This window comes from Microbacterium binotii (genome assembly GCF_021398715.1).
GTDB lineage: Bacteria > Actinomycetota > Actinomycetes > Actinomycetales > Microbacteriaceae > Microbacterium > Microbacterium binotii_A.
In genome coordinates this window covers 2,467,951-2,484,430 of record NZ_CP090347.1, presented here as the reverse complement: position 1 = coordinate 2,484,430, position 16,480 = coordinate 2,467,951, and the positions used below count along the sequence as shown (strand labels likewise).

The following is a 16,480-nucleotide window of genomic DNA, read 5'->3' as shown; positions in this document are numbered from 1 at the left end:
GATTCCTCTTGTCTGTTCTGATCCGTGGGATGCGGCGTGCCTACTGGCACACCTCCCACATCACGCTGTCGCTGGTCACGCCGAGGCAGGGGTCGAAGGTGAAGACGACGAGCGTGCCGAGCAGGATCAGGAAGCCCGACACGATCCAGATCGCCCAGACGAGAACGCGCCGGGTGGTGGCGTGCGTGACGTAGTCGTTGACGATCGTGCGCATGCCGTTGCCGCCGTGGATGAGGGCGAGCCAGAGCATCGCGACATCCCACCACTGCCAGAACGGCGAGGAGAGCTTGCCGGCGACGAAGGCGAAGTCGATCTGGTGGATGCCGTCGCCCGTCATGAGGTTGACGAAGAGGTGTCCGAAGATCAGCACCACGAGCACCAGGCCCGAGGCGCGCATGTACACCCAGCCCCACTTCTCGAGGTTGGGGCCCTTGCGCCGCGGGGCGGAGAAAGGGCTGCGGGGATCGGCGATCGTCGCGCTCATCAGTGACCGCCTCCCGTCGCGGCGAAGACGTTCATGAGATGGCGGGGGGCGAAGCCCAGCATCGTGACGGCCCACAGGCCCAGCACGACCCACCAGAGCTGACGCTGGTAGCGCGCGCCCTTCGACCAGAAGTCGACGACGATGATGCGCAGACCGTTATAGGCGTGGTAGGCGATCGCGGCCACGAGGACGACCTCGCCGATGCCCATCACGGGATTCTTGTATGTGCCGATGACCGCGTCGTACGCCTCGGGGGAGACGCGGATGAGGGCGGTGTCGAGCACGTGCACGAGCAGGAAGAAGAAGATCGACACACCCGTGATGCGGTGCAGCACCCAGGACCACATGCCCTCGTTGCCGCGGTACAGCGTTCCTCGCGGCGTCTTGGACGTCGTCTGAGCGAGCGATGGTGTGACGCGTGCCGGTGCAGCCACGGTCGTCCTCCCTGATCGAACACGGTGGGGCAGGCGTTGCCCTTCGGGGTTTTTGCTGGTCCCCTGCGTCACGCGGGCGCTGCCGACAGTGTATTCGCCGCAGCACAACGGCGCCCTTTAGGCGAACCTAACAATCTCGATGTCGAGATAAATCGGCGCTCGGCGCTCGCCGGCGACGCGTCCTCGCGGCGACATTCGCCCGACATACGCGACGGATAGGGTGGCCGGTATGGGGAACGAGATCGAGGGTTTCTACGCTGTCATTCCGGCAGGCGGCATCGGCAGCAGGCTCTGGCCGCTCTCGCGCGCCGACGCTCCGAAGTTCCTGCACGACCTGACCGGTTCCGGCCAGACGTTGCTGCGCGACACCTGGGACCGTCTCGAGTCACTGGCCGGCCACGACCGGATCGCGGTCGTCACCGGACGCGCGCACCGCGCCGCGGTCGAGAAGCAGCTGCCCGGCATCCCCGACAAGAACGTGTTCCTCGAATCCGAGCCGCGCGACTCGACGGCTGCGATCGGTCTCGCCGCGGCGATCCTCGTGCGCCGCGAGCCCGACGTCGTGATCGGTTCGTTCGCCGCGGACCACGTGATCCAGGGCGCGCGGATCTTCGACTTCGCCGTGCGCCAGGCGGTCGCGGTGGCTCGTGCCGGCTACATCTGCACGATCGGCATCCAGCCGTCCGAGCCCTCCACCGGGTTCGGATACATCAAGAAGGCAGACGAGCTGATCGTGGACGGCGCCCCGGAGGCGGCTCTCGTCGAGCGGTTCGTCGAGAAGCCCGACCTCGCCACCGCACGCGAGTACTTCACCGATCGCGCCTACTCCTGGAACGCCGGCATGTTCATCTCGCGTGCCGATGTGCTCCTCGCCGAGATCGAGGCGAACGAGCCCGAGCTGCACGCGGGTCTGACCGAACTCGCCGAGGCGTGGGACGACCGCGAGCGCCGCGGACCCGCGGTGGATCGCATCTGGCCGAACCTCAAGAAGATCGCGATCGACTACGCGGTCGCCGAGCCCGCGGCCGCCAAGGGCAAGCTCGCCGTCATCCCGGGCCACTTCGACTGGGACGACGTGGGCGACTTCGCGAGCCTCACGAAGCTCGTCTCGAACGGTCGGAAGAACGATCTGGCCGTGCTCGGCGAGCACGCCCGCATCCTCTCCGATGCGTCCAGCGGCATCGTGGTGACGCAGACGCAGCGCGTGATCAGCCTCATCGGCGTGCAGGACATCGTCGTGGTCGACACCCCCGACGCCCTCCTGGTCACCACGACCGAGCACGCTCAGCGCGTCAAGCAGGTCGTCGATGCGCTGAAACTCACGGGTCGCGGCGACGTGCTCTGACACCGGATGCGGCCGCCCGCCGCACCCGGGGAAGACGCGTGTCGCGGGCCGTTTGTAACCATTGCGTTGCGGCCTGCGGATCGGCCCTTTGTGCGCGCGTCACATTAGGTAACGTTGCCGCATCCGTCCCCGGAACTGCCGGGGCATTCCCACGTCTCTTGATGGAGGACTCGTGAAGAAGACGACGACCAAGGCGCTGCTCAGCGGCCTGGCGATCGCGGCCACCGCCGTGCTGCTGGCCGGCTGTGGCTCCGCCCCCACGACCGAAACGACGAGCGGCTCCGCATCCGACGTCGTCGACGGCTTCAAGCCGTGCCTGGTCTCCGACGCGGGCGGCTGGGACGACAAGTCGTTCAACGAGTCGGCCAAGAACGGCATGGACAAGGCGGCCAAGGAACTCGGCGTCACCCCGCTCGAGTTCGAGTCGACCAACGACAACGACTACGCGCCGAACATGCAGACCGCCATCTCCGAGGGCTGCACGCTCGTGATCGCCGTCGGCTTCAAGCTCGCCGCCGCCACCGTCGAGGCCGCCAACGCGAACCCGGATCTCGACTTCGCGATCATCGACGACTACGCCGACACCGACTTCGACGGCAAGACCGACGCGCCGAACATCAAGCCGCTGGTCTTCAACACGGCTGAGGCCGCCTACCTCGGCGGCTACGCCGCAGCTGCCTGGTCCGCCAAGGACGGCGTCAACAAGGTCGGCACCTTCGGCGGCATGCAGATCCCCTCGGTCGCCGTCTTCATGGACGGTTACGCGATGGGCGTCGACAAGTACAACGAGGACAAGGGCGCGAACGTCCAGCTCTTCGGCTGGAACGTCGACACCCAGGAGGGCTCGTTCACGGGTGGCTTCGACGCCAACGACACCGCCAAGCAGACCGCTCAGGGCGTGCTCGACCAGGGCGTCGACGTGATCCTGCCCGTGGGCGGACCGATCTACAAGAGCGCCGCCGCTGCCATCTCCGACAGCGGGAAGAACACGCTCATGCTCGGTGTCGACAGCGACCTCGCCGTCGCCGACGACAGCGTCGCCGACATCACGCTGGTCTCGATCATGAAGGCGATCGACGTCGCCGTCTACGACGCGACCGTCGCCGCTTCCAAGGGCGAGTTCGACCCGACCCCCTACGTCGGCACGCTGAAGAACGAGGGCGTCAAGCTCTCGAGCTTCCACGACTTCGAGTCGCAGCTGCCGGAGGGCCTGACCGACGAGCTCACCAAGCTCCAGGACGACATCATCGCGGGAACCATCACGGTGACCTCGAAGAACTCTCCCGCCGGTTCTTGATCTGAACCGCACCACCTCGGGGCGAGTGGCTTTCCAGCCGCTCGCCCCGAGTCCCGTTCCGACGCCTTTCGACAGGCATTTTCTACCCAGGTAGGGTGCATCTATGAAGCTCGAGCTCCGCGGGATCACCAAGAGATTCGGCAGCCTCGTCGCCAACGACCACATCGATCTGGTGGTCCGCCCCGGCGAGATCCATGCGTTGCTGGGGGAGAACGGCGCAGGCAAGTCGACCCTCATGAACGTGCTGTACGGCCTGTATCGCGCCGACGAGGGCGAGATCCTCCTGGACGACGTCGTCCAGAACTTCCGCGGCCCCGGCGACGCCATGGCCGCGGGCATCGGCATGGTCCACCAGCACTTCATGCTCATCCCCGTCTTCACCGTCGCCGAGAACGTCATGCTCGGGCACGAGAGCACGAAGGCCCTCGGACGCCTCGACCTGAACGCCGCCCGTACGCACGTACGCGAGGTCGCGCAGCGCTTCGGGTTCGAGATCGACCCCGACGCTCTCGTGGGGGATCTCCCCGTCGGCGTGCAGCAACGCGTCGAGATCATCAAGGCGCTCTCGCGCGACGCGAAGGTCCTCGTCTTCGACGAGCCCACTGCGGTGCTGACGCCGCAGGAGACCGACGAGCTCATGGCGATCATGCGCCAGCTGCGCGACGAGGGCACCTCCATCGTCTTCATCACGCACAAGCTGCGCGAGGTCCGCGAGGTCGCGGACCGCATCACCGTCATCCGGCTCGGCAAGGTCGTCGGCGAAGCGTCGCCGACCGCCACCAACACCGAGCTCGCCTCCCTCATGGTCGGGCGTGCCGTCGAGCTCACCGTCCAGAAGGAGCCGCCGACGCTCGGCGAGGGCGGCCTGAAGGTCAGCGGGCTGCGTGTTCTCACCTCCACCGGTGCGATCGTCGTCGACGGCGTCGATTTCGACGTGCGCCCCGGAGAGGTTCTCGCGGTCGCCGGCGTCCAGGGCAATGGCCAGACCGAGCTCGTCGAGGCGATCGTCGGACTCGCGGCGCGTGTCGAGGGCTCGATCAGCCTCGACGGCACCGAGCTCGTCGGCAAGAGCGTGCGAGCGATCCTCGACGAGGGTGTCGGGTTCGTGCCGGAGGACCGCAAGGAGGACGGCCTGGTCGGCGGGTTCTCCGTCGCCGAGAACCTCGTGCTCGACCGCTCCTCCGACCCCGCCTTCGCGCGCGGCGGCACGCTGCGCCGCCGCGCACTGGACGCGTTCGCGCGCGACCGCATCCAGGAGTACGACATCCGCACCCGCGGCCCGGAGACCCCCGCGGGCACGCTGTCGGGCGGAAACCAGCAGAAGGTGGTCATCGCGCGCGAGATGAGCCGCGACCTGCGCCTGCTGGTCGTAGCGCAGCCCACCCGCGGTGTCGACGTCGGCTCCATCGAGTTCATCCACAAACGCATCATCGAGACACGGGATGCGGGCATCCCGATCGTCGTGGTCTCGACCGAGCTCGACGAGGTCAGCGCCCTCGCCGACCGCATCGCCGTCATGTACCGCGGCACCATCGTCGGCATCGTGCCCGGCGACACGTCCCGAGACACCCTCGGCCTCATGATGGCCGGCGCAACCGACCCGGAGGTGGCCGCATGAGCGGTTCGACGCCCACGAGCGACGGAGGCGCACGCAAGAGCGACGGCGACGCCGAGCTCCCCCGCGCAACGGGGCCGCTGACCGGCGAGGAGATCCCGCCGACGCGCTCCGGCATCTTCCTGCGCGAGCTGATGCGCGGAAGCGCGGTGACGACCCTGCTCGCGATCGTGCTCGCGATGATCGTGGGCGGCATTCTCATCGCCGTCACCAACGAGAACGTGCAGGCCGCATCCGGCTACTTCTTCGCACGCCCCGGCGACACCTTCGTGGCCATCTGGCAGGCCGTCTACAACGGCTATGAGGCGCTCTTCCGCGGGGCGATCTTCAACGCACGCGGCGCCGACTTCGCCGCGCAGATCCGGCCGCTGACGAACGCGCTCGGCTTCGCCACTCCGCTCATCGCCGCAGGCCTGGGCGTCGCGCTCGCCTTCCGCGCAGGACTGTTCAACATCGGTGCCCGTGGTCAGATGCTCATCGCGGCCATGTTCGCGGGGCTGTTCGCCTTCAACCTCGACCTGCCGCTGTGGCTGCACCTGCCCATCACGCTGGTCGCCGGCATCGTCGGCGGTGCGCTGTGGGGTGGCCTCGTGGGCCTGCTGAAGGCGCGCACGGGTGCGCACGAGGTGATCCTCACGATCATGCTCAACTACGTGGCGTACTACCTGCTGCTGTGGATGCTGCGCACGCCGGGGCTGCTCCAGATGGAGGGCACCAACCAGCCCATCACGAAGCCCACGCCGGAGTCGGCGCAGTTCCCCGACCTGCTGGGGCCGCAGTTCCCGCAGCTCAACTGGGGCTTCGTCGTCGTGATCGCCGCGACCGTGTTCGTCTGGTGGCTCATCGAGCGCTCCAGCCTCGGCCTGCGTCTGCGCGCGGTGGGAGAGAACCCGCACGCTGCGCGTGCTGCGGGCATGAGCGTCGACCGCCTCTACATCTACGCGATGCTGTTCGCGGGCGGCCTCGCAGGGCTCGCGGCGATGAACCAGATCCAGGGAACGGTGACCACCGGCTTCGGTGCCACGATCGACGCCGGCATCGGCTTCGACGCGATCACGGTCGCTCTGCTCGGCCGCAGCCGCGCGTGGGGGACGTTCGCCGCGGGCATCCTGTTCGGCGCCCTGAAGGCGGGATCCTTCTCGATGCAGGCGCAGGGCATCCCGGTCGACATCGTGCTCGTCGTCCAGTCCCTCATCGTGCTCTTCATCGCGGCGCCGCCCCTGCTGCGCGCGGTGTTCTTCCTGCCCAAGTCCGATGCCGAGAAGGCCGCCAAGGCACGAGCCAAGGCCGCGAAGAAGGCGGTGGCCGCGTGAGCGCTCCGATCCACGACAACGCCCCCGCGCAGCTCGAGCAGAGTGACGGCACCATCCACCTCGCGGTCGTCAAGCAACGCCATTTCAAGGCCCCCATCGTGCTGGCCGCGGTCGTCGCCCTTCTGGCCGCGCTGTTCGGTCTCTCCCCGAGGGACGGCACGTCGTCGTTCCGCCTCGGCGACCCCTCGCAGGCGCTCGCGCTCGCGGATGTGGGCGTGCCCACGGCCGTGACCTCGTGGCTGGTGTGGGCCGTGCTGGTGGTGCTGACCCTCGTCGCCTTCTGGCTCGCCTGGTCGTATCGCCGTCAGCCCCTCTGGCTGACCATCGCGTTCAGTGTCCTCGGTGTCTTCGCGTTCCTCGTCTGGGCCGGAGCCGACGGGCTCGTCCCCGTTCCCAGCCTCCTCTTCGGCGCCGTGTCGCTGTCGGTTCCGCTGGTCTTCGGCGCCCTCGGCGGCGTGATCGGCGAGCGTGTCGGCGTGGTCAACGTCGCCATCGAGGGTCAGCTGCTGCTCGGGGCCTTCTCCGCGGCGCTCCTGTCGAGCATCACGGGCAACCCGTTCATCGGGCTCATCGGAGCGATGATCGGTGGCGTTCTGGTCTCCTTCGTGCTGGCCGCGTTCGCGATCAAGTACCTCGTGGACCAGGTGATCGTCGGTGTCGTGCTCAACGTGCTCGTCACGGGTCTGACGGGATTCCTCTACGGCGCCCTGCTGGCACCGAATGAGAACCAGCTGAACCGCCCCGAGCGCTTCACCCGCCTGCAGATCCCGGGGCTGAGCGAGATCCCCGTGATCGGACCGGTCCTGTTCAACCAGACGTTCATCGTGTACCTGATGTTCATCACGGTCGCCCTCGTCGCCTGGGGCCTGTACCGCACCCGGTGGGGCCTGCGTCTGCGGGCCGTCGGCGAGCATCCGCAGGCCGCCGACACCGTGGGCATCAAGGTCAACGCCTCGCGGTTCTGGAACGTCTCTCTCGCGGGAGCCATCGCGGGCATCGGCGGCGCCTACTTCACGCTCGTCTCCGTGCCGCAGTTCGGCAAGGACATGACCGCGGGCCTCGGCTTCATCGCCCTCGCCGCCGTCATCTTCGGCCGGTGGGATCCGATCCGCGCCACGCTCGCGGCGCTGCTGTTCGGGTTCGCGACGAACCTGCAGAACCTGCTCACGGTGCTCAAGACGCCGATCCCCAGCGAGTTCATGCTCATGCTGCCCTACGTCGTGACGATCCTCGCCGTCGCAGGGTTCGCCGGGCAGATCCGGGGCCCCGCCGCCGCCGGAAAACCGTACATCAAGGGCTGACGCCCGCATCCGCTTCCTCGAAAGGACACCGTGACCGACATCGACTGGGACGAGCTGCGCACCGCCGCGACCGAGGCCATGCAGCGCGCCTACGCGCCCTACTCCCGATACAAGGTGGGAGCCGCCGCCCTCGTCACCGACGGGCGGATCGTCTCGGGGTGCAACGTCGAGAACGCGTCCTACGGCGTCGGGCTGTGCGCGGAATGCGGCCTGGTCTCGGAGCTGAACATGACCGGCGGCGGCCAGCTGGTGGCCTTCGTGTGCGTGAACGGCGACGGACAGACGATCATGCCGTGCGGGCGCTGCCGCCAGCTGCTGAACGAGTTCGCGCTGCCCGGGATGCTGCTGGAGACCGTGTCGGGCATCCGCACGATCGACGAGGTGCTCCCCGACGCGTTCGGTCCCCGTGATCTCGAGGAGTACCGCCGATGAGCGCCGTCGAGCCGTTCGACGCCGTCGATGTGATCCGCGCCAAGCGCGACGGGGGCTCCGTCGATGAGCCCGCGCTCCGGTGGATGATCGATGCGTACACGCGCGAGTATGTGACGGACGCGCAGATGTCGGCGTTCGCCATGGCGGTGCTGCTCAACGGCATGAGCCGTGACGAGATCCGCGTGATGACCGACGCCATGATCGCCTCGGGTGAGCGGATGAGCTTCACCGCGCTGTCCAAGACCACGGTCGACAAGCACTCCACCGGCGGCGTGGGGGACAAGATCACGCTTCCGCTGGCGCCGCTGGTGGCGGCCTTCGGCGTCGCCGTGCCTCAGCTCTCGGGACGCGGTCTCGGCCACACGGGAGGCACGCTCGACAAGCTCGAGTCGATCCCTGGATGGCGGGCGGCCCTGTCCAACGACGAGATGTTCGCGCAGTTGGACGATGTCGGCGCCGTCATCTGCGCCGCAGGCTCGGGGCTCGCGCCGGCCGACAAGCGTCTGTACGCGCTGCGCGATGTGACCGGGACGGTCGAGGCCATCCCGTTGATCGCGTCGAGCATCATGTCGAAGAAGATCGCTGAGGGCACCGCATCCCTCGTTCTCGACGTGAAGTTCGGTTCGGGCGCCTTCATGCAGGACATCGACAAGGCTCGCGAGCTGGCCCGCACGATGGTGGCGCTCGGCAATGACTCGGGCGTCGCGACGACCGCGCTGCTCACCGACATGAACAGCCCGCTGGGCCGGGCGATCGGCAATGCGAACGAGGTGCGCGAGTCGGTCGAGGTGCTCGCCGGCGGCGGCCCCGCCGACGTCGTGGAGCTGACGGTCGCCCTCGCCCGCGAGATGCTGGCGCTGGCCGGCCAGCCCGACGCGGATGTCGAAGCGGCGCTGAAGGACGGGCGAGCGATGGATGTCTGGCGCCGCATGATCGTCGCGCAGGACGGCGACCCGGATGCGGCGCTGCCGGCGGCCCGGGAGACGCACACCGTGCTGGCGCCGAGCTCGGGCGTCGTGACGCGCCTGGAGGCGCTGCCGTTCGGCATCGCCGCGTGGCGGCTGGGCGCCGGGCGCGCGCGTCCGCAGGACGCCGTCGTGCACGCGGCGGGCATCGACCTGCATGCGCAGCTCGGGGAACGCGTGGAGGCTGGTCACCCGCTGTTCACCCTGTCGGCGGAGGATGCTGCCCGCTTCCCGCGCGCCCTGGAGGCGCTCGAGGGGGCATGGGAGATCGGCGATGCGGCACCGACCGCATCCGCCCGCGTCGCCGAACGCATCACCGCCTGAGTCCACCGCGATCCGCGAGGAGCACCCCTTATGCCCATCGACCAGCACGGCGACGCCACCCTCGACGGAGTGTCGCTGCGGAGCCTGCCGAAGATCTCCCTGCACGACCACCTCGACGGTGCTGTGCGTCCCGACACGATCGTCGAGCTCGCCGACGCCGCGGGTCTTCCCGTGCCCGAGAGCGACGGTGACGACCTCGCCGACTGGTTCGCCGAGACGAGCGACTCGGGCTCGCTCGTCGAGTACCTGAAGACCTTCGACCTCACGACATCGGTCATGCAGACGCGCGAGAACCTGACGCGGATCTCCCGCGAGTTCGTCGAGGATCTGGCCGCCGACGGCGTCATCTACGGCGAGGTGCGCTGGGCTCCCGAGCAGCACCTGTCCGGCGGGCTCTCCCTCGAAGAGGTCGTCGAAGCGGTGCAGGAGGGCATCGAGGAGGGCGAGGATGCGGCGGCGGATGCCGGACACGACATCCGCGTCGGGCAGCTCATCACCGCGATGCGCCACACCGACCGTTCGCTGGAGATCGCCAAGCTCGCCGTCGCCTTCCGCGATCGCGGGGCGGTGGGCTTCGACATCGCGGGCCCCGAAGACGGCTTCCTGCCGTCGCGTCACCGTGCCGCCTTCGATTACCTCGCCGCGCAGTTCTTCCCGGTCACCGTCCACGCCGGCGAGGCGGCGGGACTCGACTCGATCCGTTCGGCCCTGCTGGACGGCCGCGCACTGCGTCTCGGCCACGGCGTGCGCATCGCGCAGGACCTCGAGGTCGTCTCGCGCGAGGGTGACGTCGTCGAGGTCGTCTTCGGCGATCTGGCGCGCTGGGTGCGCGACCGCGAGATCCCGCTGGAACTCTCGCCGAGCTCCAACCTGCAGACCGGCGCGATCGCCGCGTGGGGCAACGAGATGGCGGATCACCCCTTCGACCTGCTGTACCAGCTGGGTTTCGCGGTGACCGTGAACGTCGACAACCGCACGCAGAGTCGCACATCGCTCACGCGCGAGCTGGCGCTGCTCGCGGAGGCCTTCGACTACGGCCTCGACGACCTCGAGACGTTCCAGATCAACGCCGCCGCGGGCGTCTTCCTGCCGGTCGAGGAGCGCGAGGAGTTGATCGACCTCATCAGCGACGGCTTCGCGTGAGTCTTCGCCGTCGCGCTTGCGATGAGCGCCCCCCGCGGCGTGGGCTCGGCGCTCCACTCCGTGTCTCAGTTGTTCACCGTCGCTAGGCGTCGGGCGTGAACCGGTGAGACACGGATGCGGGTGCTTGGTGGCGCTCTTGCTCCGTGTCTCGATTGTTCACCGTTTCGGGGCGTTGAGCGTGAACCGGTGAGACGCGAGTGCGGGGGCCTCGGGTGCTTGGCTCACTGGTTCACTTTCAGCGCCTCTCGAGCGTGAACGACTGAGACCCGTGGCCGTCGGCAAGACGGGCCCTCCCCAAGTGCGTGAGTTCGGCGGGTCGCCGACGATGCGCGCGAGCGGGGGGAGACACGGTGCGTTGCCGTGATGGGATCTGCGGATGACCGACGCGGCGTTCCCGACATCCGCCTTCTCGTATAGATCCGCGCGGGAGGCCGGAATCGGACGCGGGGTTCTCCAAGGGAGCCGGTTCATCGCACCGTTCCATGGCGTGCGTGCGGAGCGGCCGGAGCCGCATCCGGAGATCGACGAGCTCATCCGCCTGTGCCATTGGTATCTGCCCCGTCTGCGGAAGGGGCAGTTCTTCAGCCACACCACGGCGCTCGCCCTCTACGGCGCCACGGTTCCGGCGCCCGATGCGCGGGCGGTGCACGTCTCGGTGCACCGGCCCGCCTCCCCGCCGCGGACCCGCGGTGTGAACGGCCACCGTCTGCAGCAGCGGGACCCCGGCATCCGCCTGCTCGGTCGGCTTCCTGTTGAGGCTCCCGAGAGAGCCTGGGTGCAGGCATCCCGAACCTGGATGACGGATGACCTCGTCGTCGCCGCCGATCACCTCGTGCGTCGCGACCGTCCCGTCACCACCATCCGGGCGCTGACGACCGAGGCACTGCGGATGCGCGGCGACGTCCTCGGCGAACCGCTGTCACTCATCCGGGAGGGGTCGGAGTCCGCGCGGGAGACGCTGTTGCGTCTGGTGCTGGTGCGCGCGGGACTACCCGAACCTGAGCTCAACCTGCCGCTTCGGGACGCACAGGGACGCACCATCGCGCGTCTGGATGAGTCGTTTCCTGCCTACCGGGTTGCCGTGGAGTACGACGGGCGTCAACACGCGTTCAGCGTCACGCAGTTCCGCCGCGACGCGGATCGCTGGGACGCGATTCGGGATGCGGGATGGCACCTCGTCCGCATCCTCGACCACCATCTATCACCGGATCCGGGAATCGCGGTCGCCAAAGTTCGTGCAGCGCTCACCGCGCGGGGCTGGACGGACCGGGGGTCGCGGCCCGCGCGCTGACCCCGGCGCGCTCGGTGCGTGTCGCAAATATTCACGCACTTGGAGCCTGCGGCGTGAAGGGGTGAGGCACGCTGGGGCTCGGCTGAGCTGCGTGTCTCGACCGTGCACGGTCTTTGTGTGTGCCAGGTGAATTGGTGAGACACGGACGCGACGGGGTGCGCTGCGTGTCTCAGGCGTGCACGCACTTGTGGCCCGGGGCGTGAAGGAATGAGACACGGGATGCTGGATGCCGCGCCCGACGGGGCGGGGAATGGAAGCCCGCGTCAGCTGAGCGCGGTGGTCAGCGAGGCAGCGATGCGGCGAAGTCGGTGACGAGCTCCGTCACCCGCGCGGCCATCTCCGCCCCTCCGATCGTGGGTGTGCCGTCGCCTGCCTGGGGTCCGTAGGCGCCGAAGGATGCGTGCGATGCGCCGTCGATCTCGACGAACTCCGCGTCGGACGGAAGGAGGGGCGCAGCATCCCGGATCTTCGCCGGGGTCGAAAGTCCGTCCTCGCTGCCGCCGATGCTGAGCACGGGAAGCCCCGTCGCCGACAGGTCGTTCGCGCAGTAGGAGGCGAAGAGCACGAGCGCATCCGCATCCGTCGCGAGCTGGCAGGCGCGCACGCCGCCGAGCGAGTGGCCACCCACCATCCACGTGTCGACTCCCGGCGCGAGTGAGGTGAACGCATCCAGCGGGCGCGGGTCGAGGAAGGCGAGGTTGTACCAGGGGCGGGTGATCACGACGGTGATGCCGTCGTCGACGAGACCTGAGAGCGTGGCTGCGTACGCGATCGGCTCGACCTTGGCGCCCGGGATGAACACGAGCCCCACATCGGACGAACCGGATGCGGGTGAGAGGACGATCGCGCCGGCCTGTTCGTCGACCGTGACGGCGGCGTCGGTCCGGACCGCGTCGAGAGGCCCGGACTCGGCTGCCATGACCCCCACCTGCCCCCAGATGAGCACGCCCAGAACGGCGGCCACGACGAGTGCGCCCAGGCCGCCGAACGACCACGCCAGAACCCGACGGACGCGGCGGCGAGGACGAGAAGGCGCGGGATCGGTCACCTCTCCAGGCTAGAGGGCGCAGACCGTGAGAACGTCGCGAGCCCCGCGCCCGTCATGGTCGACGGAGGCGGGGCTCACGAGAGCGGTTGCTCAGGCCGACTGGTGCGCCGCCACGACGTCGCGCACCGCTTCGAACAGCGGATGCTGCGGCTCGAGGCCGGTGACCTCGGTCGTGAACGCCGCGGCGCTCTTCGTGGTGAGCAGGCGCTGCAGTTCGACCGCCTCCGGGTCTTCGGCGGAGGAGAAGGACAGCGCGGCGCCCATCGTGGCGACGAGTGCCTCGGTGGACAGGCCACGCTCGGCGGCCTCCGCGGCGGGTCCGACGAAGCGCTCGTGACGCGAGAGCTTGCGCAGCGGCTGTCGGCCGACACGCCACACCGTGTCGGGGAGCGCCGGGTTGCGGAAGCGGGCCAGGATCGTCTCCCGGTAGCGGGCGAGCTCGTCGGGGGCGAACTCGTGCTTCGCGATGAGCACGGCCGACGTCTCGGCCAGCGTCGCCGACACCGCCGCCGCGATCTCCGGTTCGGCCAGCGCATCCGAGATGCGCTCGATGCCCGCGCGTGCACCGTAGTAGGCGGTCGCAGCGTGACCTGTGTTCACCGTGAAGAGCTTGCGCTCGATGTACGGCGCCAGATCATCGACGAAATGGGCGCCCGGGATGCGGGGCAGCGCGCCGCCGAAGGGCGCCTGCTCGATCGCCCACTCGTAGAAGGGCTCCACGACGACGTCGACGCCCGCATCCGCCGGCTGTCCCGGCACGATGCGGTCGACGGCGGTGTTGGCGAACACGGCGCGCGCGGACAGTGCCGCCCAATCGTCGCCGGCCTGCTCCTGGACGTGCGCGCGCAGCTGGTCGGTCGCGCCGATCGCGTTCTCGCACGCCATGACCTGCAGCGGTGCGAGGGTCTCGTCACGCTGGGCGAGCCCGGCACGGATGAGAGGGGCCACGAACTTCAGGATCGTGGGGCCGACCGCGGTCGTGACCACGTCCGCCGACGCGATCTCGTCGACGACCGCTTGCGGGTCCTCAGCGCTGTTGAGGGCGCGGAACCCGGTGACCACGACGTCCGTGCCGCCGTCGCCGACCTCGTGAACCGTGTAGCTGTCGACCGCGTTGATCGCATCGACGAGCCCGGCCGACACATCGGAGAACACCACTTCGTAGCCGCCCTCGTGCAGGAGGAGGCCGACGAAGCCGCGTCCGATGTTGCCGGCGCCGAAATGGACGGCCTTCATGCGTTCACCGACGCGAGCAGCTCGTAGAGATCCTCGGGCGTCGACGCGGCCTTGAGGCGCGCGACGTCGTCCTCGTCGGAGAAGAGGAGCGCGATCTGCGACAGGATGTCGAGGTGCTCGTCGCCCTTGCCGGCGATGCCGATGACGAACGAGACGGGGTTGCCGTCCCAGTCGACGCCGCCGTCGTAGCGGACCACCGAGAGGCCGGAGGCGAGGATCTCATCCTTCGTCTCGTTGGTGCCGTGCGGGATCGCGAGCTCGTTGCCCATGTAGGTCGACACCGCCTGCTCCCGCTGCTGCATGGCGTCGAAGTACCTGTCGGTGACGGCGCCGACGGACTCCAGGATGCCGGCCGCTTCGCGCATGGCCTCATCGCGGGTGGCGCCGCCCGAGTGGATGCGCACCTGTCCGATACCGAGAACTGCCATGATTCTTCCTTTCCCGTTCCTGCCGCGCGCTGCCTGCTCGCGGTGCCGCGGACACCTCGTGCCCGCCGGACACGGATGCGGGCCGCACGGCGTGTGCGACCCGCATCCTGTGGGGTCAGCCCTGCTGACCATCCTTCTGCTGATCGACGACCAGGTCCACGACCTCTTCGTACTTCGGAGAGTTCATGAAGTTGTCGACCGAGACGTGCACCGCACCGGGCGTCTGCTTGCGCGCGCGGTCGGTCAGCTGGTTCTGGGTGATGACCAGGTCCTCGCTGCCGTCGAGGTTCGCGATCGCCTTGTTGGTGACCGTGACGCCTTCGACGCCCGCCTTCTTGATCTTGTTGCGCAGCACGCTCGCGCCCATGGCGGAGGAACCCATCCCGGCGTCGCACGCGAAGACGATGCTGGTGACCTTCGTCGTGGTCAGCAGCCCGCCGTCGGCCTGGCCGCCGGTCTCCATGACGGTCTCGAGCTTGTCGAGCGCCTCGTCGGCGTCACGCGCGGCGACGGCATCCGAAGAGCTCGAGGCGCGCAGGGCGTCCATCGCCGCGGACGACTTGCCCTTGTTCGCCTCGGTCTGGGCGATCGCGGCGCCGAAGGTGTCGGCCTCGGCCTCGAGGTCCCGCTTGCGCGAGGCGCGGAGGATGATGGCGGTCAGGATGAAGGTGACCGCTGCGGCGATGACCACCGAGAGCAGCACGATCAGCAGGTTTCCGGCACCCGGGCCGATCGCCGCGGCTCCGACGGCGATGATGCTGCCGGGGGCCGCGGGGAAGGCGAGTCCGCCGCCGAGCACCATGTTGGTCGTGACACCGGCCGCGCCACCCGCGATGAGAGCGAGGATGGTCATCGGCTTGCTCAGCGCGTACGGGAAGTAGATCTCGTGGATGCCGCCGAAGAACTGGATGATCGCCGCGCCCGGGGCGGACGCCTTCGCGGCGCCGACACCGAAGAACGTGAAGGCGAGCAGCAGACCGATACCGGGGCCGGGATTGGCCTCGATGAGGAACAGGATCGACTTGCCGGCGTTGGTGGCCTGCTCGATGCCCAGCGGCGTGAACACGCCGTGGTTGATGGCGTTGTTGAGGAACAGCACCTTGGCGGGTTCCACGATGATCGACACGATCGGCAGCAGGTTCAGCGACACCAGCCAGTTCACCGCCTCACCGAGGCCGTCGCTGATGGCCAGGAAGACCGGGCCGAAGGCGAAGAAACCGACGATCGCGAGGATCATGCCCAGGATGCCGGCCGAGAAATTGTTGACCAGCATCTCGAAGCCGGGCTTGATCTTGCCGTCCCAGAGCTTGTCCATCTGCTTGGTGATCCAGGCCGCGATCGGGCCCATGATCATCGCGCCGAGGAACATCGGGATGTTGGTGCCGAGGATGACACCCATCGTGGCGATGGTGGCCACCACGCCGCCGCGTTCGCCGTAGACCATGCGGCCTCCGGTGTTCGCGATGAGCAGCGGGAGCAAATAGGTGACCATGGCGCTCACGAGACCCGCGTAGGCCTGGAAGGTGCCGCCGTCGCCCTGGGCGAGCGCGGTCATGGCGCCGTTCCAGCCGATGATGGCGGAGTCGCCGCCGCCGCCGATGATCTCGGAGACGGGGTACCAGTGCCAGCCGAAGGGGCTGTCCGCGCCGAAGAAGCCGGCGGGGATGAACAGCATCGTGATGAAGCCCCACGCGATGAAGGCCGCGATGTTGGGCATGATCATGCCGGAGAGGAACGTGCCGAATCGCTGGACCGCGACTCGGGCGCCTCCCGGCTGCTTGACGGGAGCTGACGTCGTCGTCATGAGACTGTCTCTTTCTACTC

The 16,480-nt window shown here is 68.6% G+C and carries 15 protein-coding genes; 9 read left to right on the top strand and 6 right to left on the bottom strand.

Features of this window, described 5'->3' with window-relative positions; genetic code table 11:
- Positions 1 to 40 precede the first annotated feature (40 nt).
- Both LXM64_RS12285 and sdhC read right to left on the bottom strand, forming a co-directional pair.
- On the bottom strand, positions 41 to 484 hold the full coding sequence (locus LXM64_RS12285) for a succinate dehydrogenase hydrophobic membrane anchor subunit (RefSeq protein ID WP_192900664.1): 444 nt from the start codon (positions 482 to 484) through the stop codon (positions 41 to 43).
- Positions 484 to 918: a succinate dehydrogenase, cytochrome b556 subunit gene (sdhC, locus tag LXM64_RS12280; protein WP_137416319.1), complete on the bottom strand. Its 435-nt coding sequence runs from the start codon at positions 916 to 918 to the stop codon at positions 484 to 486. Before sdhC ends, LXM64_RS12285 begins: the two co-directional genes overlap by 1 nt.
- 229 nt (positions 919 to 1,147) lie before the next feature.
- Between sdhC and LXM64_RS12275 the strand changes: the two genes are divergently transcribed.
- The 9 genes from LXM64_RS12275 to LXM64_RS12235 all read left to right on the top strand — a co-directional run bounded on the left by LXM64_RS12275 (position 1,148) and on the right by LXM64_RS12235 (position 11,944).
- Positions 1,148 to 2,263 (top strand): mannose-1-phosphate guanylyltransferase, encoded by a 1,116-nt coding sequence (locus LXM64_RS12275; RefSeq protein ID WP_234073441.1) that lies wholly within the window; start codon positions 1,148 to 1,150, stop codon positions 2,261 to 2,263.
- A 172-nt stretch (positions 2,264 to 2,435) separates the two neighbouring features.
- The gene (locus LXM64_RS12270) at positions 2,436 to 3,560 is read left to right on the top strand and encodes a BMP family lipoprotein (protein ID WP_234073440.1); all 1,125 of its coding nucleotides are present in this window, start codon (positions 2,436 to 2,438) and stop codon (positions 3,558 to 3,560) included.
- A 103-nt stretch (positions 3,561 to 3,663) separates the two neighbouring features.
- Positions 3,664 to 5,178 (top strand): ABC transporter ATP-binding protein, encoded by a 1,515-nt coding sequence (locus LXM64_RS12265; RefSeq protein ID WP_234073439.1) that lies wholly within the window; start codon positions 3,664 to 3,666, stop codon positions 5,176 to 5,178.
- Positions 5,175 to 6,488 (top strand): ABC transporter permease, encoded by a 1,314-nt coding sequence (locus LXM64_RS12260; protein WP_234073438.1) that lies wholly within the window; start codon positions 5,175 to 5,177, stop codon positions 6,486 to 6,488. The genes LXM64_RS12265 and LXM64_RS12260 overlap by 4 nt, the downstream gene beginning before the upstream one ends.
- Positions 6,485 to 7,789, top strand: a complete 1,305-nt coding sequence (locus tag LXM64_RS12255; RefSeq protein ID WP_234073437.1) for an ABC transporter permease — start codon at positions 6,485 to 6,487, stop codon at positions 7,787 to 7,789. The genes LXM64_RS12260 and LXM64_RS12255 overlap by 4 nt, the downstream gene beginning before the upstream one ends.
- 30 nt (positions 7,790 to 7,819) lie before the next feature.
- The gene (locus tag LXM64_RS12250; RefSeq protein WP_137416324.1) at positions 7,820 to 8,221 is read left to right on the top strand and encodes a cytidine deaminase; all 402 of its coding nucleotides are present in this window, start codon (positions 7,820 to 7,822) and stop codon (positions 8,219 to 8,221) included.
- Complete coding sequence (locus LXM64_RS12245; RefSeq protein WP_234073436.1) at positions 8,218 to 9,510, top strand: thymidine phosphorylase; 1,293 nt, start codon at positions 8,218 to 8,220, stop codon at positions 9,508 to 9,510. The genes LXM64_RS12250 and LXM64_RS12245 overlap by 4 nt, the downstream gene beginning before the upstream one ends.
- A gap of 30 nt (positions 9,511 to 9,540) precedes the next feature.
- Complete coding sequence (locus LXM64_RS12240; protein WP_234073435.1) at positions 9,541 to 10,653, top strand: adenosine deaminase; 1,113 nt, start codon at positions 9,541 to 9,543, stop codon at positions 10,651 to 10,653.
- 376 nt (positions 10,654 to 11,029) lie between these two features.
- On the top strand, positions 11,030 to 11,944 hold the full coding sequence (locus LXM64_RS12235) for a hypothetical protein (RefSeq protein ID WP_234073434.1): 915 nt from the start codon (positions 11,030 to 11,032) through the stop codon (positions 11,942 to 11,944).
- 280 nt (positions 11,945 to 12,224) lie between these two features.
- On the opposite strand, the gene LXM64_RS12230 is transcribed toward LXM64_RS12235, so the two are convergent.
- The 4 genes from LXM64_RS12230 to LXM64_RS12215 form a co-directional block, all read right to left on the bottom strand.
- Positions 12,225 to 12,992 carry an alpha/beta hydrolase gene (locus LXM64_RS12230; RefSeq protein ID WP_234073433.1) on the bottom strand — a complete coding sequence of 256 codons (768 nt, stop codon included), beginning with the start codon at positions 12,990 to 12,992 and terminating at the stop codon, positions 12,225 to 12,227.
- Positions 12,993 to 13,082: 90 nt separating this feature from the next.
- Positions 13,083 to 14,228 carry a mannitol-1-phosphate 5-dehydrogenase gene (locus tag LXM64_RS12225; RefSeq protein ID WP_234073432.1) on the bottom strand — a complete coding sequence of 382 codons (1,146 nt, stop codon included), beginning with the start codon at positions 14,226 to 14,228 and terminating at the stop codon, positions 13,083 to 13,085.
- Positions 14,225 to 14,656, bottom strand: a complete 432-nt coding sequence (locus tag LXM64_RS12220) for a PTS sugar transporter subunit IIA (protein WP_234073431.1) — start codon at positions 14,654 to 14,656, stop codon at positions 14,225 to 14,227. The genes LXM64_RS12225 and LXM64_RS12220 overlap by 4 nt, the downstream gene beginning before the upstream one ends.
- Before the next feature lie 115 nt (positions 14,657 to 14,771).
- Positions 14,772 to 16,460: a PTS mannitol transporter subunit IICB gene (locus LXM64_RS12215; protein ID WP_234073430.1), complete on the bottom strand. Its 1,689-nt coding sequence runs from the start codon at positions 16,458 to 16,460 to the stop codon at positions 14,772 to 14,774.
- Between the last annotated feature and the right edge of the window lie 20 nt (positions 16,461 to 16,480).

Bases quoted from the DNA above. Each gene is read 5' to 3' on its own strand.
- LXM64_RS12285 (WP_192900664.1), bottom strand. From the start codon at position 484: ATGAGCGCGACGATCGCCGATCCCCGCAGCCCTTTCTCCGCCCCGCGG.
- LXM64_RS12275 (WP_234073441.1), top strand. From the start codon at position 1,148: ATGGGGAACGAGATCGAGGGTTTCTACGCTGTCATTCCGGCAGGCGGC.
- LXM64_RS12265 (WP_234073439.1), top strand. From the start codon at position 3,664: ATGAAGCTCGAGCTCCGCGGGATCACCAAGAGATTCGGCAGCCTCGTC.
- LXM64_RS12260 (WP_234073438.1), top strand. From the start codon at position 5,175: ATGAGCGGTTCGACGCCCACGAGCGACGGAGGCGCACGCAAGAGCGAC.
- LXM64_RS12245 (WP_234073436.1), top strand. From the start codon at position 8,218: ATGAGCGCCGTCGAGCCGTTCGACGCCGTCGATGTGATCCGCGCCAAG.
- LXM64_RS12240 (WP_234073435.1), top strand. From the start codon at position 9,541: ATGCCCATCGACCAGCACGGCGACGCCACCCTCGACGGAGTGTCGCTG.
- LXM64_RS12235 (WP_234073434.1), top strand. From the start codon at position 11,030: ATGACCGACGCGGCGTTCCCGACATCCGCCTTCTCGTATAGATCCGCG.
- LXM64_RS12225 (WP_234073432.1), bottom strand. From the start codon at position 14,228: ATGAAGGCCGTCCATTTCGGCGCCGGCAACATCGGACGCGGCTTCGTC.
- LXM64_RS12220 (WP_234073431.1), bottom strand. From the start codon at position 14,656: ATGGCAGTTCTCGGTATCGGACAGGTGCGCATCCACTCGGGCGGCGCC.
- LXM64_RS12215 (WP_234073430.1), bottom strand. From the start codon at position 16,460: ATGACGACGACGTCAGCTCCCGTCAAGCAGCCGGGAGGCGCCCGAGTC.